The 23459-nt window shown below is 70.2% G+C and carries 17 protein-coding genes; 11 read left to right on the forward strand and 6 right to left on the reverse strand.

Features of this window, described 5'->3' with window-relative positions:
• Positions 1 to 136: 136 nt before the first annotated feature.
• Positions 137 to 2173 (reverse strand): MFS transporter, encoded by a 2037-nt coding sequence (locus OHA11_RS18890; protein WP_266497815.1) that lies wholly within the window; start codon positions 2171 to 2173, stop codon positions 137 to 139.
• Between the two features lie 190 nt (positions 2174 to 2363).
• Positions 2364 to 5444 carry a D-alanyl-D-alanine carboxypeptidase gene (locus OHA11_RS18895; protein WP_266497817.1) on the reverse strand — a complete coding sequence of 1027 codons (3081 nt, stop codon included), beginning with the start codon at positions 5442 to 5444 and terminating at the stop codon, positions 2364 to 2366.
• A 225-nt stretch (positions 5445 to 5669) separates the two neighbouring features.
• Between OHA11_RS18895 and OHA11_RS18900 the strand changes: the two genes are divergently transcribed.
• From OHA11_RS18900 to OHA11_RS18920, 5 genes are all read left to right on the forward strand, one after another.
• On the forward strand, positions 5670 to 6425 hold the full coding sequence (locus OHA11_RS18900) for a GPP34 family phosphoprotein (RefSeq protein ID WP_266497819.1): 756 nt from the start codon (positions 5670 to 5672) through the stop codon (positions 6423 to 6425).
• 561 nt (positions 6426 to 6986) lie between these two features.
• Positions 6987 to 8312 carry a transposase gene (locus tag OHA11_RS18905; RefSeq protein WP_323186588.1) on the forward strand — a complete coding sequence of 442 codons (1326 nt, stop codon included), beginning with the start codon at positions 6987 to 6989 and terminating at the stop codon, positions 8310 to 8312.
• 220 nt (positions 8313 to 8532) lie between these two features.
• On the forward strand, positions 8533 to 9402 hold the full coding sequence (locus OHA11_RS18910; RefSeq protein ID WP_266497821.1) for a helix-turn-helix transcriptional regulator: 870 nt from the start codon (positions 8533 to 8535) through the stop codon (positions 9400 to 9402).
• A 242-nt stretch (positions 9403 to 9644) separates the two neighbouring features.
• Positions 9645 to 9845, forward strand: coding sequence for a DUF397 domain-containing protein (locus OHA11_RS18915; protein WP_266497823.1), 201 nt, complete (start codon positions 9645 to 9647; stop codon positions 9843 to 9845).
• 287 nt (positions 9846 to 10132) lie between these two features.
• Positions 10133 to 11287, forward strand: a complete 1155-nt coding sequence (locus OHA11_RS18920; protein ID WP_266497826.1) for an ADP-ribosylglycohydrolase family protein — start codon at positions 10133 to 10135, stop codon at positions 11285 to 11287.
• Between the two features lie 43 nt (positions 11288 to 11330).
• On the opposite strand, the gene OHA11_RS18925 is transcribed toward OHA11_RS18920, so the two are convergent.
• Together OHA11_RS18925 and OHA11_RS18930 are read right to left on the reverse strand one after the other, a co-directional pair.
• Positions 11331 to 12920 (reverse strand): sodium:solute symporter family protein, encoded by a 1590-nt coding sequence (locus tag OHA11_RS18925; RefSeq protein ID WP_266497829.1) that lies wholly within the window; start codon positions 12918 to 12920, stop codon positions 11331 to 11333.
• A gap of 161 nt (positions 12921 to 13081) precedes the next feature.
• Positions 13082 to 13867 (reverse strand): SDR family oxidoreductase, encoded by a 786-nt coding sequence (locus OHA11_RS18930; RefSeq protein WP_266497832.1) that lies wholly within the window; start codon positions 13865 to 13867, stop codon positions 13082 to 13084.
• Between the two features lie 98 nt (positions 13868 to 13965).
• On the opposite strand from OHA11_RS18930, the gene OHA11_RS18935 reads away from it, so the two are divergent.
• Together OHA11_RS18935 and OHA11_RS18940 are read left to right on the forward strand one after the other, a co-directional pair.
• Positions 13966 to 14841, forward strand: coding sequence for a hypothetical protein (locus tag OHA11_RS18935; protein ID WP_266497835.1), 876 nt, complete (start codon positions 13966 to 13968; stop codon positions 14839 to 14841).
• Between the two features lie 115 nt (positions 14842 to 14956).
• Positions 14957 to 15475, forward strand: a complete 519-nt coding sequence (locus OHA11_RS18940; protein ID WP_266497838.1) for a DUF2165 domain-containing protein — start codon at positions 14957 to 14959, stop codon at positions 15473 to 15475.
• 133 nt (positions 15476 to 15608) lie between these two features.
• Here the strand turns inward: OHA11_RS18940 and OHA11_RS18945 are convergent, their stop codons facing one another.
• Complete coding sequence (locus OHA11_RS18945) at positions 15609 to 18938, reverse strand: tetratricopeptide repeat protein (RefSeq protein WP_266497839.1); 3330 nt, start codon at positions 18936 to 18938, stop codon at positions 15609 to 15611.
• A 435-nt stretch (positions 18939 to 19373) separates the two neighbouring features.
• Between OHA11_RS18945 and OHA11_RS18950 the strand changes: the two genes are divergently transcribed.
• Positions 19374 to 19547, forward strand: coding sequence for a DUF397 domain-containing protein (locus tag OHA11_RS18950; RefSeq protein ID WP_266497842.1), 174 nt, complete (start codon positions 19374 to 19376; stop codon positions 19545 to 19547).
• On the opposite strand, the gene OHA11_RS18955 is transcribed toward OHA11_RS18950, so the two are convergent.
• Positions 19539 to 20129 (reverse strand): hypothetical protein, encoded by a 591-nt coding sequence (locus tag OHA11_RS18955; protein WP_266507283.1) that lies wholly within the window; start codon positions 20127 to 20129, stop codon positions 19539 to 19541. The two genes, OHA11_RS18950 and OHA11_RS18955, sit on opposite strands and share 9 nt — an antisense overlap.
• 429 nt (positions 20130 to 20558) lie before the next feature.
• On the opposite strand from OHA11_RS18955, the gene OHA11_RS18960 reads away from it, so the two are divergent.
• From OHA11_RS18960 to OHA11_RS18970, 3 genes are all read left to right on the forward strand, one after another.
• Positions 20559 to 22346, forward strand: a complete 1788-nt coding sequence (locus OHA11_RS18960) for a sensor histidine kinase (RefSeq protein ID WP_266507284.1) — start codon at positions 20559 to 20561, stop codon at positions 22344 to 22346.
• Between the two features lie 130 nt (positions 22347 to 22476).
• Positions 22477 to 23139, forward strand: a complete 663-nt coding sequence (locus tag OHA11_RS18965) for a response regulator transcription factor (protein WP_266497844.1) — start codon at positions 22477 to 22479, stop codon at positions 23137 to 23139.
• Positions 23129 to 23422: a hypothetical protein gene (locus OHA11_RS18970; protein WP_266497846.1), complete on the forward strand. Its 294-nt coding sequence runs from the start codon at positions 23129 to 23131 to the stop codon at positions 23420 to 23422. Before OHA11_RS18965 ends, OHA11_RS18970 begins: the two co-directional genes overlap by 11 nt.
• The last annotated feature ends 37 nt before the right edge of the window (positions 23423 to 23459 follow it).

Here is a 23459-nt window from a genome sequence, read left to right on the forward strand (position 1 = left end):
TCGCCCGAAGCGACGGCTCCCGCCGGTTGGCCGGGCCGGCGGGAGCCGTCGGACGACCGCGGGCGTACCCCCGTGCGGGGTGGCTCACCGCGGAGAAGCGCTACCCACTCCCCCGGAGCTACCCACTCCCCCGGAGCTACTCACTCCCCCGGATCGCCTCCCGCATGTCCTCGGGGCATCCCGTCCCCCGCGGCAGTTGATACGGCGCGGCCAGCCGATACGTGCCCGCCCGCGGAGCGATCAGCTCCGTCCACTTGTCCCCGTTGACGTCCTCTTCTGTCTCCATAAGACACCCATTGACGTTGTCGTATGTCTTGGGCACCTCGTCCCCCTCCCACCGCTTCGACTCCTCGGTCTCCTGCGGCGGCTTGACGCTCTTGCCCTCCGCGTCGACGAGGCCGAGCCACGGCGAGTACGGGATCCGGATGAGCACCTGCCCCGCCCGCTTCACCTCGATCGTCAGCTCCCCCTGCTCGGCCCGGTCGACGACGGCGGGCGGGTCGGCCAGCGGGGTGGGGTCGGTGACCTGGAAGAGCTGCCAGTTGGCATCGCCCCAGACCTGCTTCAGATACGGCATCCCGCGCTGCACGAGCTCCCGCTCGCGCTCACCGCCGTCACCGTCGGGCTCGCCCTTGGGGACGACGACGTAGTGGACGGCCCAGCGCCGCAGCCACTCGTGGTAGTTCGCGGAGTTGAGGGTGTCGTCGTAGAAGAGGGGGTTGCGCTCCATGTCCGCCTGGCGGTTCCAGCCACGGGCGAGGTTGACGTACGGGGCGAGGGCGGACGCCTCACGGTGGGAGCGGGCCGGTACGACCTCCACGCGGCCCTTCTCCGCACCGGCCACCTGGAGCTCGTTGACGAGCGGGGCCAGTTCGCGGGCCCAGGACGCCGCGGGCGTCGTGTGCACGACGTCGTCCACGGCCTTGAAACCGATCCAGGCGTTCATACACACGAAAGTGACGACGATCGCGTACCACTTGCGCGAACGCGGCACCGTGAAGGGCAGCGCGGCGATCAGCGCGACCCCCGCGAGGAGCATGGGCAGGCGGCTGATGTTGGAGCCGATCTGCGAGCTGATCAGCCAGACCAGGAGGACGGCGAGGCCGTACACCGCCGCCGTGATCCGGACCGTCTTCCACTCCTTGGGGACGAGGAGGAAGACGAACACCGAGTACGCGAACGGCAGCAGGACCGACCCGAACAGCATCGGCTGCGTACCGGAGAAGGGGAACAGCCAGGCGGAGACGCCCACGACGGCGGCGGGCGCGAGGCCCAGCGCGTACGCGCCGGGGCGGCGCTTCTGCAGGAAGAGCGCCACCGCGACGAAGCCCACGAAGAGTCCGGCCACGGGTGACGCGGCCGTGGCGAGCGCCGCGAGGGGGGCGGCGCAGAGGGCCTTGGCCCAGCGTTTGTAGCGCCAGCGGTACGGCCAGCAGAAGACGACGGCGGTCGCGCCGAGCCCGAAGACCATGCCGAGGCCGAAGGTCACACGCCCCGAGACCGCGTTGCACAGCAGCGCGAACACTCCGGCGAGGGCCGGCCACACGGGGTTGGGTACGGTCCTGGTACGCATCAGGATCAGCGTGAGCAGCCCGGCGGAGACCGTCCCCGCGATCATCATCGTGGTCCGCACGCCGAGCACGGCCATCAGATACGGGGACACCACGCTGTACGACACCGGGTGCATCCCGCCGTACCAGGCCAGGTTGTACGCGGAACCCGGGTTCCGCCCGACGAACTCGGCCCACGCGTCCTGCGCCGCGAGGTCGCCCCCACTGTTCGCGAACGTGAAGAACCAGATGACGTGAAGGATGCCGGAGAGGGCGGTGGCGAGGGTCGCGGGGTGACGGAGGAAGCGGTGGAGACGGGAGGTTTCCTGCTCGGCGGGAGTGGCCACGGGAGCAGCGGGGTCCTCGCCGCCCTTGACCCCCTCGATGTCCTCGATGTCCTCGCTACCGCTGACGTCCTTACTGCCCTTGACGTCCTTGCCGTGCCCGGCGCTCGCACCGTTCTCGGCGCTCTTGCCGCGCTCCGTGCCCTTGCCGTTCGCGGGGCTCTTGGGCGGCTCGGCGGCGCCGGGGCTTTCAACTTGCCGCGTACGCACGCGTATTCGCTGGCCGGCTTCTTGGCCCGGCTCGGCGTCGTCGGCGTGCGTCGGCTCCGCTGTCGCCACGTGAAGGTACTCCCGTGTCCCGTTGTTTCCGCTCTCGGCCGGGCCCCGCGGCGGGCGACCTGCCCTTCTCGCGACGCTAGCACGCACCCCGACGGAGAGCGCCTGGTCGGTGCTCCGTCGGCGGGGTGCGGCTGGTTCGGCAGGGCTTGGGGTATACGTCCCCGAGCCCGCCTCGGTTGCGTACGTCCCGTCAGCCCACCCGGGTGAACTTGGCGTCGTAGCCGGGTTCGATGAGGTCGGACTTGAGCGCGACCGGCACCTCGACCGCGTCGCCGCTCGTGCCGTCACCGACGCTCAGCGAGCCGACCTTGGTTCCCGCCTTCGCCTCGTTCGGGATGACCGCGCCGTCCTCGCCCAGCTTCAGCTTGACCGTCTGCCCGGCCCAGCCCACCGCGGAGACGTCTTTCGTGGCGACGACCGGCGTGCGACCGCCGAGCCCGTCGTCCACGTACCCCACGACGTCACCCTTCTTCAGGATCTTCCGCGAGATCAGCGCCTTCTGGGCGGCGATCATCGTCTCCTTGCTGACCGCGTTGACCGTGTCGATGATCGGCGGCTTGTGCTGGCCGAGGATCGCGCCGACGACGATGACGACCTCGCCGCCGACCTCCTGGGTGGCGGCGAACAGCAGGTTGCCGCCGGCCTTGGTGGTGGAGCCGGTCTTGAGGCCGATGGCGTTGTTGTAGGGGACGAGGCGGTTGTAGTTCTGCCAAACCTTGCCCGACGGGTCCTCCCAGGACGGGAGCTTGGTGATGTCCACCAGCGCCTCCATCCGCACCAGCTCGTTGCCGAGCTTCACCTGGTCCTCGGCGGTGGAGACGGTCGTCTCCTTCAGGCCCGAGGAGTCGGTGTACGTCGTGTTGGTCATCCCGAGGTCCTTGGCGGCGGCGTTCATCTTGTCGATGAACTTCGCCTCCGAACCGTTCATGTCCCAGCGGGCCAGCAGCCGCGCGATGTTGTTCGCGGAGGGGATCATGATGGCCGCGAGGGCTTCCCTCTCGGTGAGGGTGTCGCCCTCCTTGACGGTGTTGAGCGTCGACTCGCCGTCCTTGTCGTAGCCGCCCTCCTTTTCCGCCGTCGCGTCGACGGGGATCGACTTGCCGTCCTCGCCGCGCTTCAGCGGGTGATCCTTGAGGATCACGTACGCCGTCATGGCCTTAGCGATCGAGCCGATCGCGACGGGCTTCTGCTCGCCGAACTTGTCGACGGTCCCGATGCCGTTCACGTCCACCCAGCCCTGGCCCTCGTCGGGCCAGGGAAGGGCGAGCTTGTTCCCCTCGAAGGCGTACGACTCGTCGGCGGTCAGCGCGAGCGTGGGGGTCGGCAGCGGACGTACGGCCTGCACGATTGCAAACACCACGGCCAGCAGCAGCACCAGCGGCGTCCAGATCTTGACCCGCCGCACGATCGTCCGCACCGGTGTCTCCCGGGGCGGCGGCGTGTTCGTCAGCTCCGCCAGCAGGTCCAACGGGGGCTTCGGCGGCAGGGGTTGCTGCGTCGTCCGCTCGGGACCGACCTGCTGGATGGCGGCGGTCTCGGCGGCGGGCGGCACCGACGGGGACGACGGAGTCGGGGAGTGAGCCGGGGACTGAGCCGGGGACGAGGACGGGGCCAAGGACGGCGAACCGGTCGGGCGCGGCTTGGGCAGCGCGGGCTCGTCGAGCGGCTTGAGGGCTACGAACTTGCTGGTGCGCTCAGCTTCCGGCTCGGCGGAGGGTTTGGTGGAGGGTTTGGCGGCCCAGGCCGGAGCGGGCTTGCCCTCTGGCGTATCGGCGGGCGTACGAGCTGCTGTCCGGGCGTCGTCCCTGTCCGGCTGTGCACCGGGCTCGGGCTCGGCGGCGTCGCCCTTGTCCGCGCGGGCGTCCGACTTGGCATCCGGCCCGGTCTCGGGCTTCTCGGCGGCGGGCTTGGCACCGCCCAGCTTGAGCATGGTGGTGGGCTGATCCACGGCACGCGCAGGCATCCTGAAGATGCCGGTGGGCTGGTCGACGGGGCGCTCGGGGGCATCGCCGGAGCCGGAATCAGAGCTGGCATCGGAACCGGAGTCCGACTCGGCGGCACCTTCGCGGTCGGCTGCCTCCGCGGACTCGCCCGCCGTGTCGGAGGCGGCGTCGGCCTTCGCCGCATCGCCCTCGACCTCGCCGTCGCCGTCGCCCTCGCCGTCACTCGGGGCTTCACCTGCGGGTTCGGCCGCGCTGGGGGCAGAGTCGGCCACGGGCGCCGAATCGGCCACGCCGTCACCGGGGCCTTCACCGGCGGGCTGGTCGGACTCGGCATCGGGCTCGGCGTCGGGCTCGGTCACCTCGGGCGCCGCGTCCGCCTTCGCGTCGCCACCGGCCTCCGCCTCATGCTTCGACTCGCTCTTCGTCTCGCTCTTCGCCTCGCCGTCGGGCTTCCCCTCGGCGTCGGCACCGCCAACTGGCTCGGCGTCGTCACCGTCGGTCTCGGCAGCGCGGTCGGCGTCAATCTCGGCATCGAGCTCGCCCGGAGCGCCGTCCTCGGCCGGGGCCTCCGCAGGAGCGGCACCCTCCGGCTCGTCGCCCGCATCGCCCACGCCGTGCGCATCGTCGGCGCCGTCGGCGTCCTCCGCCTCGGCGACTCGCGGGGCATCCGCGGAAGCGGCGTCCCCTGCCAGGGCGTCAGCCCCCGCGTCCCCCTCGGAGCCACTCTCGGGCCCGGAGCCACCGCCGTTGTCCGAATCGGAGTCGTCAACCGAGCCACCGCCACCGGCAGCGACCTCCGGAGCGTCCAAGCCCTCCGCGTCGACCCCGGCCGCATCCGACGCATCCACGTCCGGCCGGTCGGAACCCTCCGCAGCGCCGGCCCCATCGGCCCCATCGGCCGCGTCGGCCTCATCGGAGCCATCCGCCGCGCCATCGCCCGCCCCGGAGCCATCCGCGTCCCCAGAGGAGCCCTCAGAGCCCTTCTCGTCCGCGGACGCGACCCACGCGGCCACCACGTCCCGCAGTCGCGCGTCACCGCCACCGGTGGCCTTCTCGGGGCTCTTCTGGGCGGACTCCCGCTCAGCAGAACCGTCACTCCCCTGGGAACTCCCGCCGGTGGCCCCCTCCGCCCCCGCCGAACCCGCGGAGCGCTTCGTGGAGAACACCGCCGTGGCCGTGTCAGCCCGGGAAGCCGCTGTGACGGCCTCCCGGGCGACTGCCAGCCGCGGATCCGGAACCGGAGCCGTACTCCCCGACGTCGCTTCTTTCGACGACTCGTGCTGCTTCGACCTGTCGGGGGACTCGCCCGCCACCGATGCCTCCTCCATGCGCCACACTTCGTGCGCCCAACCGAACCATGAACCCGCGGAGACGTGCACACACTCCCGGACATCCCCTGTCCGAACCATGTATCAGTGTCCTGTGTGCGGGCTTAACCTCCGTGGTAGACGAGAACGACATACCTGCTGGTTCCACAACGAACCGGTCACGCACCCTCGACAGACCAATGTGAGAGGGGTCACCCTGTCATTCATCCACGCGGGGAGGCATGGATGGGCAGGAGCCGCAGAACACTTCCGGAGGAGCTTCTGCTGCTGGCGCTGGACCCGACCACGGGTACCACCGCACAGCCGCAGTCGCTCGACCTAGGTCTGGCCGGAGCGCAGCTAGTAGAGCTGGCGCTGGCCGGACGGATAGCCCCAGACGGGGATCGTATCGCCGTGGTGGCACCACGGCCGACAGGAGATCCAACCTTGGACTGTGCGCTGGAACTACTCCGCAGGCGGGGTGCTCCAGTACGCGCTGTGAACTGGATCGGCGGACCCCGGCTGGGGCTGCGCCAGACCTATCTCTCGCATCTGGAGCGGTGCGGCATGGTGCATGCCGTGGCGGGACAGATGTGCGGGGTGCTTCCGACGACTCGCTATCAGGCGACGGACACGGAGATCAGCCGGGAGATCAGGGCCCGGCTGGACAGCGCGATCCGCACCGGCGTACCGCCGGACCCGCGGACCGCCGCGCTGGCCGCGCTGGCGCACGCCGTCGGGCTGGGCAAGCACCTCTACCCGGGGAACGAAGGGCGTTCGTCGCGCTCCCGACTCCGGGACCTGATCAGGCACGACCCCATGGGCGGCCTCGTGGCGCACGCCGTGATGGACGTCCAGAACGGTGTGGCCGCTCAGCCACGCCGCAGCCCGGCACCGGCCGGCCGTCAGGCCACCCCCGGCGCCAGGCCCGCATCGGAGCCCGCCAGGGGCGTACCGATGCAACCGCACCGCGGTTCGATGGCACGCGCCGTGGCTCACTGAGCCGCTGATCCACGGCACCGGCCGGCACGACCGCAGTGCGGCAGTACCCGCAGGCACCACAGCACGACTCGCAGGCACCACAGCAGTACCCGTAAGCAGCACAGCAGTACCCGTAAGCAGCACAGCAGTACCCGTAGTGCCCGCAAGACCCGTGGTACCCGCAAGACGATCACCACCGTGCAGCACGCATCGCGCGTCACGCACGTCAGCGCCGCACCGCAGTCCCCAAGACCCGGTCCGGGAGCCGCTGAGCCGCGCGGGGTGGTGGGCCGTACGTCCGGACGACGACACGGCCCGCCGCCCCGCGCAGCCGCATGTCACGGAACGTGCGGCCACGCCGCATGTCCCGTCGCATCGCAAGGCTCCGTCGCATCTCGTGTGTGGCCGCATCACCTGGTCTCTTGCGGGGAGGCCCCGGCGGTCACGCCAGGGAGGAATCGCATCCCGTGACAGCGACGCGGAGCGTCGCCACACCCTGTTCCTCGGGCGTGGAGCGCCGCTGCGGCTTGCCCAGCGGAGCCGAGTGCAGGCGAACACGTGTGCCCGCATTCGCTGACGGGGATGACTGCGGCGGGAGAGGAGCGCGAACATACGGATCTCGTACGTATGGTCATCCGGCAGGGCTCGGGTGGCCGGAACGTGGACGGGGGTGAGGGCGTGACGGAAGCAGCAGGGGCCGACGGAGCGGGGCACGCCCGGTACACCTTCCGTCTGCGCGTATCGTCCACCGCCCGCACTGCGCTGATGGCGGAGTGGGACCGCTGCCGGTGGATCTGGAACGAGTGCTGCGCGAAGTCGAAGCAGACGCACCTCTGGAACAAGAACCGGCCCGAAGGCGTGGACAAGCGGACCTGCGGTCCAGCCCAGCTCGACAAAATGCTGACCGAAGCCCGGAAGGCGAACACCTGGCTGCGCGAGGGCTCCAGCGTTCCGCAGCAGCAGTTGATCCGCGACTTCGGCAAGTCCAAAGCCAAGGCGCAGAAGGACGTCAGGGAACGGCTGCCCATGCACCGCCGGGCCGGGATGCCGAAGTGGAAGAAGAAGCGCGAGGCGCTGCCCACCCTCAACTACACCAAGCGCGGCTTCCGTCTCAAAGACGGCAAGCTGCACCTCGCGGGCGGGATCGTGCTGACGCCCGTGTGGTCGCGGGAACTCCCGGCCGAACCGTCCAGCGTCCGTGTCCATCAGGACAGTGTCGGGCACTGGTACGTCAGCTTCGTCGTTCCCACCGAGGTCCAACCGCTGCCCGAAACGGGCGCGGTGATCGGCATCGACGGGGGCGTGAAGGAGACCGCGACCACCACCAGCGACGCGCACGACCTGCCCCACGCCGAGCACGGCAGGAAGGCCCAGACGAAACTGACGCGGTACGACCGGATGATGGCCCGGCGCAAGCCGAAGAAGGGACAGGCCGGATCGGCAGGCTACCGCGAAGCGAAGAAGCTGCGGGCCACGGCATGCAAGAAGGTGGCCCGCCAGCGGCAGGACACCGGCCGCAAGTGGGCCAAGTCCGTAGTCCGCGACCACGACGCCCTCGCTGTGGAGGACTTCCGGCCGAAGTTCCTGGCCAGGACCACCATGGCGCGCAAGGCCGCCGACGCGTCGATCGGCGCCACCAAGCAGGCCCTGATCGAGATGGGCCGCAAGCATGGCCGTGCCGTGTACCTGGTACACCCCGCGCACACCACGATGGACTGTGCGCAGTGCGGAGCGAGAACCAAGCACGCACTACCTCTCTCAGAACGAACGTATACCTGCATCGCATGCGGAGCCGTGTCCCCCCGGGACAAGAACTCCGCTCGCGTCATGCTGGTCCGGGCAGGTCTCAACCCGGCTGGTGCTGATCGCGTAAGACCAGGTGGCGCGCTGCCCCACCTGGCCGCGTGAGCTAGAAATCCCCGACCGACCCTGGAGGGTGAGGAATCCCCTTCCTCCAGGGCGGGGAGGTTTCAACACTCTTCCACGCCAGGTGGCGCGAGGTGGCGACAAGTGGCGAGTACGCATGGCATATCCGCGGTTTCCCAGCGGTAGCAAGCGCCTTGGTGGCAATCTGCTCAACAGCAGATACGCAAAGTACAGGCAGCACGCAGCCGGAGGTGCACGTCCCGTGGCGTCCAATGTCAATCCCACCGTCAGGCGACGCCGGTTGGGCCAGGAGCTGCGCCGGCTCCGCGAGCTCAAGGGCATGACGGCAGAAGAAGTGGCCGAGCGGCTGCTCGTCTCGCAGTCGAAGATCAGCCGCCTGGAGAACGGACGGCGCAGCATCAGCCAGCGCGACGTCCGCGATCTGTGCGGGGTGTACGAGGTCGAGGACGTCCGGATCGTCGACTCGCTGATGCAGATGGCCAAGGACTCGCGCCAGCAGGGCTGGTGGCACTCCTTCGGCGACATCCCGTACAGCGTCTACATCGGCCTGGAGACGGACGCGGCGAGCCTGCGCGTGTACGACCCGCTGGTCGTCCCGGGCCTGTTGCAGACCCGTGCGTACGCCGAGTCCCTGATCCAGGGCGCGCTCCCGGAGGCGGCCTCCGGCGACATCGAGAAGCGCGTCCAGGTACGGCTGCGGCGACAGGAACGTATCTCCGACCTGGAGAACCCCCTGCGGCTGTGGGCCGTGCTCGACGAGGCCGCGCTGCGGCGTGCCGTCGGCAACAAACAGGTGATGATCGAGCAGTTGGAGCATCTCGTCGAGATGTCCCACGTGCCGCATGTGACGGTCCAGGTCATCCCGTTCACGATGGGCGCCCATCCCGGGGTCAGCGGGCAGTACGCGATCCTAGAGTTCCCCGACGCGGCCGACTCCAGCGTGGTCTACATCGAGGGTGTCACCAGCGACCTGTACCTGGAGAAGGCGAACGACGTCCAGAAGTACAGCGTCATGTACGAGCACCTGCGGGCGCAGGCTCTGAACGCGGACCAGTCAAGGGAGTTCATCGCGGACGTCGCCAAGGACTACGCCACCGTGGCGATGTCCTGAGCGGACGTACAGGGGCCGCCCCGGTGAGAAAGTGCCGGATCTTACACCGTCACCTCACTCCGGCGGAAGACTCCCCTGGTATATGCCACCCGGTCGAGTGAATAGTCGCTTCGTACGCCGATGTTGGCGAGTAGCGTCGATCACGCCAAGCAGCAACAAGCTTGGCGCAATCCGAGCAGCGGATTCCGGAACGAATCCGCAGCGCGGTGACAGCAACTCAGCAACTGGCTACCGGAGCGAACATGGCAATCAAGCAGGGCGCCACGGATGCGTGGACCAAGTCTTCGTATTCCCAAGGAAACGGCGCATGCGTCGAGGTCAAGTCCCCCGTCCTGACGGCGATCGCCGTCCGCGACTCCAAGGTCCACGAGGGCCCCGCGCTGGCCTTCCCGGCCGACTCGTGGAACGCCTTCGTGTCTGAGGTGAGCCGGGGCACTGTCTGACCCCACCACCGGCTGGATCAACAACTGCTTCCACAACCGCATCGACAACTGCATCAACAACTGCACAAGCACCACGAAAGAGCCCTCTCGACTGGCCCGCCGTCCCGGCCGAGGGGGCTCGGCCTTTTCCGGATTTCGCGCCTTTCAAGGCCTCCAAATACGATCAGTTCCCCCACTGTTCGCATACTGATCCGACCTTCAACCGACCGTTCCTGTTCGATTACAGTGCTGGACTGTCGGCCGTACCGACTGGTTCGGTACGGGATCGGGATCTGTAGGAGGCCTCGGTGGGTGCGACAGCCGGTGCCGTCTGGGGCCGTGCCGAACAGCAGGATTTCCGCAGCCGGGTGCGTGGCACACTGCTCGGCGCGGCCGTCGGGGACGCGCTGGGCTCGCCCGTGGGCAACCTCTCGCTGGACGGGATCCGCGCGGCGCACGGGGCGGAGGGGCTCACCGATCTGGCCTTCGGGCACGGCAGGCGCGGAGCCGTCTCCCACCTCACCCAGCTGACGCTGTTCTCGATGGACGGGCTGATACGGGCCCAGGTGCGCCGGGACACCGGGGCCTGGCATCCGCCGACGGACCTGCACCGGGCATATCTGCGGTGGGCCGCCACGCAGCGCGACTGGGGTCCCGACGAGCGGCGCAAGGAGGACGGGTGGCTGGCACGCGAGGAGTGGCTGTACGCGCTCCGCGAGCCGACGCGCGCCTGTCTGGCCGGGCTCGGCGACGCGACGATGGGGACGCTGGACGCCCCCAAGAACCCCGAGGAGCAGGGGCCTGAGGCGGCGGTCCGTTCCGCGCCCTTCGGGCTGCTCGTCGGCTGGGAGCCGCAGCTGGTGATGCAGCTCGCGGTGGAGTGCGCGGCGCAGACCCACGGGCATCCGACGGCGTACCTGTCGGCGGGGGCGTACGCCGTCGTCGTGCATGGTCTGGCGCGCGGCGAGAGCCTCGACACTGCCGTCCAGCGGGCCCTGCAGATGCTGGCCGTACGCCCAGGGCACCAACCCGTCGCCGCGGCCCTGCAACAGGCGCTGGGGGCCGTACGGCAGGGCATGCCGTCTCCGTCCCGTGTGGAGGACCTGGCCGGGGGCGGTACGGCGGACGGGCTGCTCTCGGTCGCCGTCTACTGCGCCCTGGTGGGCGAGGACACCCGCCACGGTCTGTGCCTCGCGGTGAACCACGGGGGCGCGTCGGCCGCCGCGGGAGCGCTCACGGGCGCCCTGCTCGGCGCGCTGCACGGCGAGACGGCCCTTCCGCCGTCCTGGCTGGCCGAGCTGGAGGGCCGCCCCACCATGCTCGTCCTCGCGGACGACTTCGCGATGGAGATGACCCAGGGCCCGGCCCTGCACGGCCCGGCGGGCTCCTCACCGGGCTGGCTGGCCCGTTACCCACGGGGGTACTCGGCCTTGGCGGGCGCCACACCGGTCCCGACGGGCTGACCACGCCGGACGTCCGTACGGGCGGGCAGGTCGTACAGGCGGGTCAGTCCTTGGCCGGCGTGCCCGCCACTCCGTCCGCCACCACTCCCTCCGCCGCCCCCGCGGGAGCCGGTACCGCCGCGGCCGCCGAACCCCGGCCACCGTCGCCGTCGTTGTTGATCTTCGCGATGATGGCGTCGCGCTCCGGGGTGTCCTCCGGTTTCACGTACCCGATGAGGATGTAGAGGACGAGCGACACCGCGAGCGGGATCGACACCTGGTACTGGAGGGGTACGCCGCCGTCGACGTTCCAGCTGATCGGGTAGTTGACCAGCCAGAAGGTGAACAGGCCGACTCCCCAGCTGATCAGCGCGGCGGTGGGACCGCTCTTGCGGAACCAGGGCAGCAGGCCCAGCATCAGCGGGATCGCGATCGGGCCCATGAGCCCCGCGACCCACTTGATGACGACGGTGATGATGTCGCCGAAGAAGGCGGAGTTGACCTGGGTCGCGATGGCCATCGACAGGCCGAGGAAGAGCAGCGTGGCCCAGCGCGCGGCCAGCAGCCCCATCCGGGTGTCCCACTCGCGCACCTTGCGCGAGACGGCGGGCATGATGTCGCGCGTGACGACGGCCGCGATCGCGTTGGCGTCGGACGAGCACATCGCCATCGTGTGGGAGAAGAACCCGACGATGACCAGCCCCAACAGCCCGTGCGGCAGCAGCTGTTCGGCCATCAGCGCGTACGAGTCGGCCGGCACGTCCGTCTTGATGATCAGCGGGGCGACCCACATCGGGAAGAACAGCACGAGCGGCCAGACCAGCCACAGCACGGCGGACAGGGTGGCCGACCGGGTGGCGGACCTCGCGGAGTCCGTGGCCATGTAGCGCTGGGCCTGGTTCCACATGCCGCCGTTGTACTCGAAGGTCTTGATGAAGAGGTACGCGATCAGGAAGACCATCATGTACGGACCCGCCAGCGGCTTGGTGTGACCGTCGAGGGCCGGAGCGTCCCAGACGTTCCACAGCCGGCTGAAGCCACCCAGCTCGGCCAGGACCGCGACGAGCATCGCGATACCGGCGATGAACTGGATGATGAACTGGCCGAGTTCGGTGAGCGCGTCGGCCCAGAGCCCGCCGACCGTGCAGTAGACGGCCGTGACGGCACCGGTGATCAGGATGCCCATGTTGAGCGAGACACCGGTGAAGACGGACAACAGGGTCGCGATGGCGGCCCACTTGGCGCCCACGTCCACGATCTTCAGCAGCACGCCGGACCAGGCGAGCGCCTGCTGGGTGGGCAGGTCGTAGCGGTTCTTCAGGTACTCCAGCGGCGAGGCCACGTGCAGCCGTGAGCGCACCCGGTTGAGCCGGGGCGCGAACAGCTTCGCGCCGATCGCGATACCGATGGCGATGGGGAAGGACCAGGTGACGTACGAGGTGACGCCGTACGTGTACGCGATGGCGGCGTAGCCGGTGAACATCACCGCGCTGTAGCCGGACATGTGGTGGGAGATGCCGGACAGCCACCACGGCATCCTGCCGCCGGCCGTGAAGAAGTCGCTGACGTTGTCGACCCGTTTGTGGGACCAGACACCGATCGCGACCATCACACCGAAGTAGCCGATGAGCACGGCCCAGTCGAGCCCGTTCATATGCCCCCTCCCAGGGTCGTGTGACGCCCGCTCATCGTGAGTTCGATGACATGACTCCGACAACAGCCGATACAGTCAAGGGGAGGTAAAATAGTTCTGTTTACTGACTACCGTTCATGTCCATGAACAAATCAGGATGCATGAACGCGGCCGGAAATGACCTACCGCATCAACTCCCCCGCATTGACCAGCAAAGACTGTCCGGTGATCGCGCGCGCCCGGTCCGACGCCAGGAACGCGGCGGCGTCCGCGACGTCCCCGTCCGTGGCCAGCTCGGGCAGCGCCATACGGGAGGTGAGCCGCTCCAGCACCTCGGCCTCCGGCACGCCCTCGGTGTGCGCGGTGAACTGCACGAACGCCTCCACCGGCGGCCCCCACATCCAGCCCGGCAGCACGGTGTTCACCCGGATCCGGTACGGGCCCAGCTCCCGGGCCATGGAGTACATCGCGCTGGTCAGCGCGCCCTTCGAGGCCGCGTACGCCGCCTGCCGCACCTGGGAGGGTGCGGCGACGGACGACTGCGTGCCGATGACGACCACGGACCCGCCGCGCTCCTTCAGCGCGGGCAGACAGGCGCGGGTCATCCGCAGCGTGCCGAGCAGGTTCACGTCGAGGACGGACTGCCAGGTGGCGAAGTCGGCGTCCTCCAGACCGCCGAAGTAGCTGTCCCAGGCGGCCACATGGACGACGGCGTCGAGCCGCCCGAACCGTTCCTTCGCGAGCGCGGCGAGCGCCTCGCACTGGCTCTCGTCGGTGATGTCGGTGGCCCGGTAGGCCGTGTGCACCCCGTCCGGGTCGAGTTCGGCGGCGGCCTTGGCGAGGTTGGCCTCCGTACGCGCGCCCAGCACGGCGTTCCCGCCGTCCCGCACCACGGCCGCCGCGACCTGGTGACCGAGCCCGGCCCCGACCCCCGAGACGACGACGGTCTTGCCCTGGAGCAGTGACATTGCGGGCCTCCCGGCTCTGGCGCTTGATCTGACGGTCCGTCAGAGTAGGTCCGTCCGGAGGAGGAAGGAAGGCCGCAGGAGGAAGGAAGGGGAGTGCCATGCTCGATGACACGCCGATCGACACCCGCAGCGAGGTGTACGCGGAACTGGCCGCCGTCGGCCCGTACGGCGTCCACCCCGGCCACGCCCTGATCACGATGGTGGAACCGCATCCGGGCCACGAGTACGCATACAATCGATGGTACGAAGACGACCACTACTACGCGGGCGCGATGGCCATGCCCTGGATGTACGCGGGCCGGCGCTGGGTCGCGACCCGTGACCTCCAACTCCTGCGCTACCCCGAGAAGTCGGCGGTCGCCCAGCCGGTCACCACGGGCTGCTACCTCTCGACGTACTGGGTCACGGACGGCCGCTACGACGACCACATGAAGTGGACGGTCGGCATCAACAAGCGGCTGAACAGGGACGGTCGGGTCTACCAGGACCGCACGCACGTCTTCACGGCGTTCCAGGACCACGAGGCGACGGTGTACCGGGACGGGGCCGCCGGGCCGCGCGACTTCCACGCCCTTGACCACCCGTACGCGGGCCTGGTCGTGGAGGTCATCGACGCCGAATCCCCGGCCCAGCGGGCCGAGTTGCTGGAGTGGCTCCGCTCCCGCCACCTCCCCAAGCGCCTCGCGGGCTCCCCCGCCGCCATGGTCACGATCTTCCGCCCGACCCCGCTCCCCGGCGACCGCATGACGTACGTGAAGCAGGTCGAGGGCGTCGATACGCGGCTGACGTTGCTGTGGTTCCTGGAGGCGGATCCTCGGGAGTGCTGGGACCCGTACTTCACCGGGCTGGACGCGCCGGTGGCCGCCGCATCCATGAGCGGCTCCGCCGCGGGCGGCCTGGGGCGGGTGGAGTTGGTGGCGCCCTTCATTCCTACGGTGCCGGGGACGGACCGGTACGTCGACCGGCTGCGGTGACCCGTCCCGTTTTTCCGCGTTGCCGGCGCGCGCTCGCCGCTCCCTCCTGCAACCCGGCATACACCAGGTCCCCCTGTGGTTGAGCAACACACGTACAGGAAAGGGGACTTGAGGTATGGCCGCAGCACGCGCGCTTCCGCTCACCGCGACCCTGCTCACCGGCACGGTCGCGCTCTACATCACGCTCGTGGCGTTCGGGAACATCACCGACTTCGGCACCAACCAGCAGTTCGTCCAGCACGTCCTCGCCATGGACACCACCTTCAAGGACGACGACCTGATGTGGCGGGCCGTCGAGTCCAAGGGGCTCCAGGACGCCGCGTACATAGCGATCATCGTGTGGGAGACGATCGCCGCGCTCGTCCTGATCCTGGGCACGTTCCAGTGGCTTCGCCACGACCACGTCCGGGCGCGGCGGACGTCCACGCTCGGGCTGTTGATGCTGATGCTGCTCTTCGGAGCCGGGTTTCTCGCCATCGGTGGCGAGTGGTTCGCGATGTGGCAGTCGGAGGACTGGAACGGGCTCGATGCGGCGATGCGGGTCTTTTTGTTGAGCGGGGTTGTGTTGGTCGTTGTCCACCTGCCGGTGGAGCGGGCCGGGAGTGCGGGCGGCTCGTCGGGGGCCGACGTCTAGCTTCCTCGCGGGAGGCTGGCGGGGGTTGTTCGGTGGCTGCGGGCCGGCGGTGGCTGGTCGCGCAGTTCCCCGCGCCCCTAGAGGGCTGCGCCCCTGACGGGCTGCGCCCGAAACGGGCGCGGCCCGTCAGCCGTCATTGGGCGTAGCGGGTTCGAATCGCGTCGCGGGCCGTCGTGACCTCCGTCAGGCGGGCGGCGAGGTGGTCTCGGTCGGAGCCGGGGCTCTCCCGTACGTCGGTGAGGACGGCGGCCAGGTTGGCCAGGTCATCCCAGTCGGGGGTCATGGCCAGGAGCTCGGCCAGTCCTCGGTCGGCGGCGGGCCAGTCGGCGAGGGCGCAGCCGACGAAGCAGCGGCCCTGCGCGCGCTCCAGCTCGTCCAGCCCGCCGCCCTCCTGGATCATCCGGGCCAGCTCCCGCCAGAGGGGTTCGGCGGCGGGCAGGCCTTCGGATCTGCTGACGGTCACGGCCAGTTGGAACGTGCCGGAGATCGGTTCCGACTCGCGTATCCGCTCGGCCAGTTGGCGGGCCTCCGTCCACCGGCCCGCGTGCAGGTGTGCCTCGACGCGCAGGTCGTCCAGGTCGTCGGCGGGCGTCGGCGCCCGGTCCGGGCCGGCCAGGCGGGCCGACGCCTCGTCCCAGCGGTCGCACAGCATCAGCAACTCGATGGACGTACGGCGCGCCCAGTCCTCCTCCGTCGCCAACTCGACGCACCGGTCCAGGTCGGCCAGCGCCCGCTCGGTCCGGCCGGTCGCCAGGCCGACCCGGGCACGTGAGGCGTAGGCCCATCCGTAGTCCGGGCTCAGCTCCAGGGCGCGGTCCAGGTGGCGGAGGGCCTCCTGGTGGTCCTTCATGGCGCGGTAGGTCCCGCCGAGACCGGCCAGTGTGGCGTGGTCGTCCGGGCTGCGTTCCAGTATGCGGCGGAAGACGGTGACCGCCTCCTCGTACAGGGCCGAGTCGCGGTACGCCACGCCCAGTTCGTGACTGGTCCAGCCGTCGTCGGGATCCGTGTCCACGGCTCGCCGCAGGTCCTCGAACTTGCCTGCCCGGTCGCCCAGTTCGTACTTCGCGTGGGCCCGCATCACCAGCGCCCAGGAGTAGTCGGACTCCAGCTCGACCGCACGGTCCAGGTCGGCCAACGCCTCCTCGTACCTGCCCAGTTCATGAAGGGCCTGACCACGGCTGGCCAGGGCCGAGGCGTAGTCCGGTTCGAGGGAGACGGCCCGGCCGAGCTCGGTGACGGCTTCCTCGTAGCGGTGGGCGCGCCGGTAGGCGTCACCCCGCTCCGACGCGACCCAGGCCTCGTCGGGCGCGAGCTCGACCGCACGGTCGAAGTCGGCGAACGCCTCGTCCGGCTCCCCTCTGGTGAGGCGCAGCCGAGCCCTGCGCACCAGCGCCCACACGTACTCCCCGTCGATGCTCAGCGCACGGTTGAAGTCGGCGAGCGCCTCGTCGTACCGCCCGAGAGCCTGTCGGCAGACGGCTCGCCCGGTCAGGGTCTCGTCATTGGTCGGGTCGAGGGCGACGGCACGGTCGAAATCCACGATGGCCTCCTCGAAACGGGCCGCGAGCCGATAGGTCTCGGCGCGCTCGGAGATGATCCACCCGGTGTCGGGGGCCAGTTCGTCCGCCCGGTCGAAGGCGGCCAGCGCGGCCGGGAGATCGTTCATCACCCGGTGGGTGAAGCCGCGGCCGTAGTGGGCCAGGGCCAGCTCCGGATCGAGTTCGAGCGCCCGGGCGTACTCCTCCAGTGCCCGCCCGTACTCCCCGCTGTGCCGCAGTTCCCTGCCCCGCATGGTGTGCGCCATCGCTCGGCCGCCGGTGTCCAGTCCCGGCCGGGCCAGGAGCAGCGCCATCGCTCCCGCCACCCCGGTCGCGTCGTCCGCGAGCGCCTCGCCCAGCTCCCGGCCCCAGTTCCTGAGGGCCGGGCTGTCCGTCGCCTCGCCCGCCTCCTCCAGCATCCGTGCCCAGCGGCGGCCGACGACCTCGTCCTCGCGGCAGGCCTCGACCAGCGAGCCCAGCGCGTCGGCGAGGGCCGCGGGCGGGCGGGCGCAGAGGCGGTGGTACGTCTCCTCCAGGAGCAGCTCGCGCCACTCCTCGTCCTCCCACAGTTCCTCGGTGTCCCGGCCGGCCCCGACGTCGTCACGCCACTCGGCGAACGCCTCCGCCAGCCGCCGGTGCCGCCCGGCCCACTCGCGCCGGGACTTGCGGCGTTCCAGCCTGAGCATCGGCGCCCGTACGACGTCGTGGTACTGCACCCGCTCCCCGCGCTCGCCGACGAACGGCAGCGCGGTCAACCACTCGTACAGCGCGTCCAGTTCGTCGTCCGGGCGGTCGACGACCAGGACTCGGAAGACGTCCGCGTCGAGCCACCGCGGCAGAGCGCAGATCCCGGCGACCTTGCGGCGTACGGACGGTTCCGATCGCAGGAACTGTTCCACGGCGCCGGCGCTCGGGTCGATCACGGCGTCCGGGTCGCCGGGGCGCTTGTTCGCGAGCGTCGACACGAGGACGGGCAGGCCGCCCGTGAGGCGCAGCACCTCCTCGACGACCGGCTCGGCCACGACGCCCTTCCCGGCGAGCAGCCGGCGCGACTCGGTCTCGGTGAACGGCGCCAGCGGCACGTCCGCCACCAGGTCCAGGCCTCTCCAGCGGGCGGGGTCCAGCCGGCGCTGTCCGGCGGTGACCACGACGACGGTGGCGGGCAGCCCGCCGTCCGCCGTGCCGCGGGTGATCATCTCGTGCAGCCACGGGTCGAGATACAGGCCTGTCCGCTCGTACGTGTCGAAGAACAGGACGATCCACTCGGAGGTGGCGGAGGCGGCAGCGCGCAGTTCGCGGAGCAGGATCGGCGTGAGCACCTTCTCGGGCGACGTCACGAGTTCGATGTCGTCGGGGTTGCGGAAGCGGGCGCCGAGGCCGGCCCGCAGGCGGTCGGCGCCCAGCGCGAGCCGGTCCGCCGGGAGGGCGCTCGTGAGGAGGCTGCCGCCCGGCAGGGTGGCCTCCACGGCGGCCATGCCCAGCCCCACCGCGGCCCTGCTGCCGACCGACGCCGCCTCCGGCTCCGGTGCGGGGCCGCCGGCGAGCGCGGCGAGGGCGGCCGCCTCCGCCTCGCGCCGCCGCTCCTGATACGCGGTCAGCCGCCGCTCCAGGTCCTTCAACCGCCGTCCCTGGTCCGCGAATTGCTCGCAGATCTCCGACAGTGCCTCCGGGACGCTCCCGGCACGCTCGTCGACGTACGCCGTGAGCGCCCCGCGTTCGCGTGCCAGGTGCCGCAACTCCTGTACCAGGAAGGTCTTTCCGACGCCCGCGGTGCCGTGCACGTGGAAGCGGAAACGCTGTCCGGGGTCGCCGGGCCGGAGGTCGAAGTTCCGCAGGAACGCGGCCCGTTCGGCGTCCCGGCCGACGAATCCGGCGCGGTTGCCCTGCTGGATGAGCTCCTGCCGCGACGGTCCTGCCTGCGCCACCCGTCCGCCTCCTTGCCGCTCCCGGTCGAGTCCCGGTCCCGGTCCCGGTCCCGCTTCCGGTCCGGGTCCCAGTCTGGCTCAGCCTGCCGGAGATGACCTAGAGGTGTCGCCCTTCTGCCGTCCGCCTCCCGGTCATCCGTCATCCGTCATCCGTCATCCGTCATCCGTCATCCGACGGAGGAGGCCGTGAGCCGGTCCGCCTCGGGTACCGCTGGCCGGGATCGAGGGGTACGCGGGATGGCCTTTTCCCCCGGAATTCACTTGTCCACGCCGACCTCGCCGACCTCGTCGAGCCGGAGCGTCAGCCTGAAGTCCCGGCCGGGCAAAGTGGGTTACACGTCCCAGCGACACGCCGTAAACCCGGCGTGTCGCTGGGACTCTCGCGACAATTACTTCGCCCGGCGGATTCGCCAACAAAGTCCTGAAGTCCCAGGCTTGCTGCTGGGGTCATCACTGGCGGTGATGTGGCCCGGCTGCGTCGAGGCCGCGACAGCCAACCTCGACACCACCATCCACGTCCGCGGCTCCAAGGACAGGCAGGGCTCACAGCTCACGTTCGCGGACGCGGCGTGGACCGAGTTCGTCGGCCACGCCCGCCAGTCAGCGTGACTGGAGTGCGTCCAGGGCCACCGCCTGGGCGATGGCGAGGCGGCGGTCGAGGTCGGGGGACGCTATGTCGAGTACGTAGCGGTCGCGGAGGCCGAACTTCTTGTCGACCGCCATCGATCGTTTGTCGCCCTCGGTGAAGTCGAAGTGGTACGGCCATGCGAACGGCACGAAATCGATGAGCGGCAGGAACTCCCAGACGCGGCGGAGTACGGCCACCACCCTGTTGCGTTCGCGTCCGGTGAGCTGTGTCGTGCCCGGTTGATCCAGGCTCCACGTCGAGCGCAGCAAGGAGGCGGCAAACCTCTTGCGAAACGTCCCGATGAGGTTGCCCGTCTCGTCCCGTACGTCGTAGACGGCGCCGACATCGAGGACCTGGCGGGCCTCGAAGGTGAACAGGACACGGTTCTTGGACTCGTCGGAGTAGACGGTCACCTGTTCTTTGAACGTCATCCGTTTCTGCTGGGCGAAGGCGACGACCTCGCCCTCGGAGCCGTCAGGACGGGCCACGGTCACCACGTACCGGTTGGCCATGACGGTCATCTTCTGCCGGACGTTGAACCGCCCGTGCGCCTGCAGTTGCATGTGGTCCACGTGACGTCTCCCGTTTCGTCGCCTGCACTGTGTCCTGCTGAGCCATCGTCGCCGCGACGGCCGCCCGGATCAGTCCTCGGAAGTCGCGGTCCGCAGCGACCTTCGGCTAGGGGGTGTTTCGAAAGTCCCGTGCGGTGCCCGCGGTGTCCGGTGCGTGCCCTGGGGGTCCCCCCAGCCGGAGGCTGGGGGAGTGCCGGACGAAGGCCCTCGTCCGGGCCGTACTTGGGCCTTTGGCCGGTGCGGCGAGGGTGCGTGCCGGGCGCCGTGGGTGCTGTGCGGGACTTTCGAAACACCCCCTGCGGCGCCGACGGCCCCCGACAGTGCCCGCCCCGGATGTGGTCGTCGACTTTCGTCGTTCGGCGGCGCGACGCAGGGATGATGCGGGCGCTCCCGGGCACTGCCTATGGTCTGGGCGTGGAACTGGACGAAGCGAAGACCGCCCGCAGCGCATGGCCGCTCCGACGCCGGCTTGCCGCCGTGTCGCCCTGGAGTCGCGGGCGGATCGCTGGGGAGACCGTACTCACCGTTGTGCTCGCCGGACTCGCGGGGCTGTTCGACGCCGCGGAGGCCGGGTTCGGTGTACGGACCTTCGTCGTCGTCGCGGGCGTCGCCCTGCTGTCGCTGATCCGGCGCGCACTGCCGGCGACGGTGCTGGTCGTCTCGGCGGCCGCGGCCGGGGATCTGGCGGGCGCGGCGCCACTGCTGGTCTACGCGAGCTGGTCGGCGGGCAGCCGGATCATGAAGCCCTGGCGGGTGGTCGCCGCTTTCGTACTGCATGCCGCGCTGTGGTTCCGCAGCGAGCTCAGCGCGGGTTTCGACCTGCCACTGGCCCTCACGGGCACGCTGAGCGCAGGTGTGTTCCTCACGCTGTCGATCGTGCCGGGACTGGCCTCCCGCTACCGGGCACAGCGCCACTCGCTGCTGGACGCACTGCAGCGGAACAACGTCCAGCTCGTGCGCGAGCAGGCGATGGTGGCACGGCAGGCGCGCCTGCTGGAGCGGGGCCGCATAGCCCAGGACATGCACGACAGCCTCGGCCACCAGCTCGCCCTGATCGCCGTGCACGCGGGCGCCCTACAGGTCGATCCGGATCTCACCAACCGACAGCGGGAAGGCGTACGGATCCTGCGGGACGCCTCCGTGGCCGCGATGGGCGAGCTGCGCGAGGCCGTCGGCATCCTCCACGAGGAACGGGACGACCGGAACTGGCCCGACGCGCGCACCACCGCGCCCGGACACACCGAGCGCACCGAACGCACCGAGCCCGCCGACACGGACGGCGGGCGTCCGGGCTCCCGCGCGGTCACCGCCATCGACCGGCTGGTCGAGTCGTCCCGGGCCGCGGGCGCGACCGTGGAACTGCTCAGGTCCGGCGCCTTCCGGGCGCTGGCGCCCGCCGCCGGCCACACGGCGTACCGCATAGCCCAGGAGGGCCTGACCAACGCCCACAAGCACGCTCCGGGCGCACCGATCGCCCTCGCCCTGCGCTACGAACCGGACAGCCTGGTGGTGGAGGTCGCCAACGGGCCCGCACCGGCGGGGGCACCGGACGTCCCGGCGGCGATCAGCGGCGGCCAGGGGCTGAGGGGCCTACAGGAACGGGCCCGGCTCATCGGCGGCATGGTGCACACCGGTCCCACCGCGGACGGCGGCTTCCGCATCGCGGGCATGCTGCCCTACGGCACCGGAGGCGGAGGCGGCGAACCCCAGCCCCGCCACCCCGACGGCACGACCTCCGTCGGCCCCTGCAACGACTTTGTGGGGCAGCCGGGCGCCGGCGCCGTGGACAACAGTGGAGCGGTCATCAACCGATCCGATCCGCAAGGGGAGTTCGCCGCCACCATGAGCAAGAAGAAGAACGTGGCCATCGGCTGCGCCGTCACCGCCGTCGTCCTCGTCGTGGGCGTTGTCGCCCTGGGAATCTGGGGGGTGAGCGCGCTGATGGACGAGATGAACAAGGTCACCATCTCCCCAAGGGTGTACCAGTCGGCGAAGGTCGGCGACCCCGAGTCCGCCGTGCAGGACAAGCTGCCCGACGAGGACTCGGTTCTGACCTCGGCCTTGGCGGACCAGGGCCCGCGGAAGCCCAAGGGCGCGGACTGCCGCAACTTCGTGTCCGACGACACCGGCGACACCATGACCGTCTTCCGGTTCTGCTTCCGCGACGGAAAGCTGGTCGAGAAGCAGACCTTCAAGGAAGAGGGCTGACCCGCAGGACCGAGTGGTGACCCGGAAGAGCGAGAAGTGACACACCGTCTCCGCGACGCACCGGACCCGATCAGGGCATGATGGCGAGGCCATGCCATCCGCTCCCGACCGACACCGCGCAGGAGGCCGTGTGATCCGGGTCCTCGTCGCCGACGACGAGCCGCTCATCCGGGCCGGCATCAGGATGATCCTCACCTCGGCCGACGACATCGACGTGGTCGCCGAGGCGGGTGACGGCCGCGAGGCGGTGGAGAACGCCCGGAGCACCGCCGTCGACGTGGCCCTGCTGGACATCCAGATGCCGGTGATGGACGGGCTGACGGCCCTGGCCGAACTGGGCCGCGCCGCACCGAACGTACGGGTGCTGATCCTCACCACGTTCGGCGAGCGCGACAACGTACTGCGGGCGCTCGGCCACGGCGGCGCCGGCTTCCTGCTCAAGGACTCCGCGCCCGACGAGCTGATCCACGCGGTGCGGGCGGCCGCGGCCGGGAACGCCTACCTCTCACCGGCGGCCACCCGGCACGTGGTGGACGCCCTCTCCTCCCCCGGGGCCACCGCCCGCGCGGAGGAGGCCAGGCACCGCCTCGACGGGCTGACCGCGCGGGAGCGCGATGTGCTCGCCCTGCTCGGAGAGGGCCTGTCCAACGCGGACGCGGGCAGGCTGCTGTACATGAGCGAGGCCACCGTGAAGACGTACGTCAGTCGCATCCTGACCAAGCTCAACTGCGACAACCGGGTCCAGGCGGCCCTCCTCGCCCGCGACGCCGACCTGCACCCGGGTGACCCCTGACCGGTCCGAGCACCTCGCCAAGGACACCGGGGCCATGTTCCTCGCGTTGGCGATTCTGACGGCCATCACCCTGCGTTCCGTACGGAGCAACAGGCTCGTGCAGACCACGGGTGCGGTGTGGCTCGTCTTCAACGTGCTGCACCTCAGCTACCACATGCGGCATCTCAGCACGTACGGAACGCGCGACCAGGTACTCAACGTCGTCGCCCTGTGCCTGCTGGTCCTGTCGTCGGCCCTTCTCCTCGTGCCGATGTTCCCCGGGCGGCGGGCGGCCACATCATGACGCACAGTGACAGGGTGGACAGGCGCACTTCGGAGCA

The sequence above is a fragment of the Streptomyces sp. NBC_00878 genome (assembly GCF_026341515.1).
GTDB lineage: Bacteria > Actinomycetota > Actinomycetes > Streptomycetales > Streptomycetaceae > Streptomyces.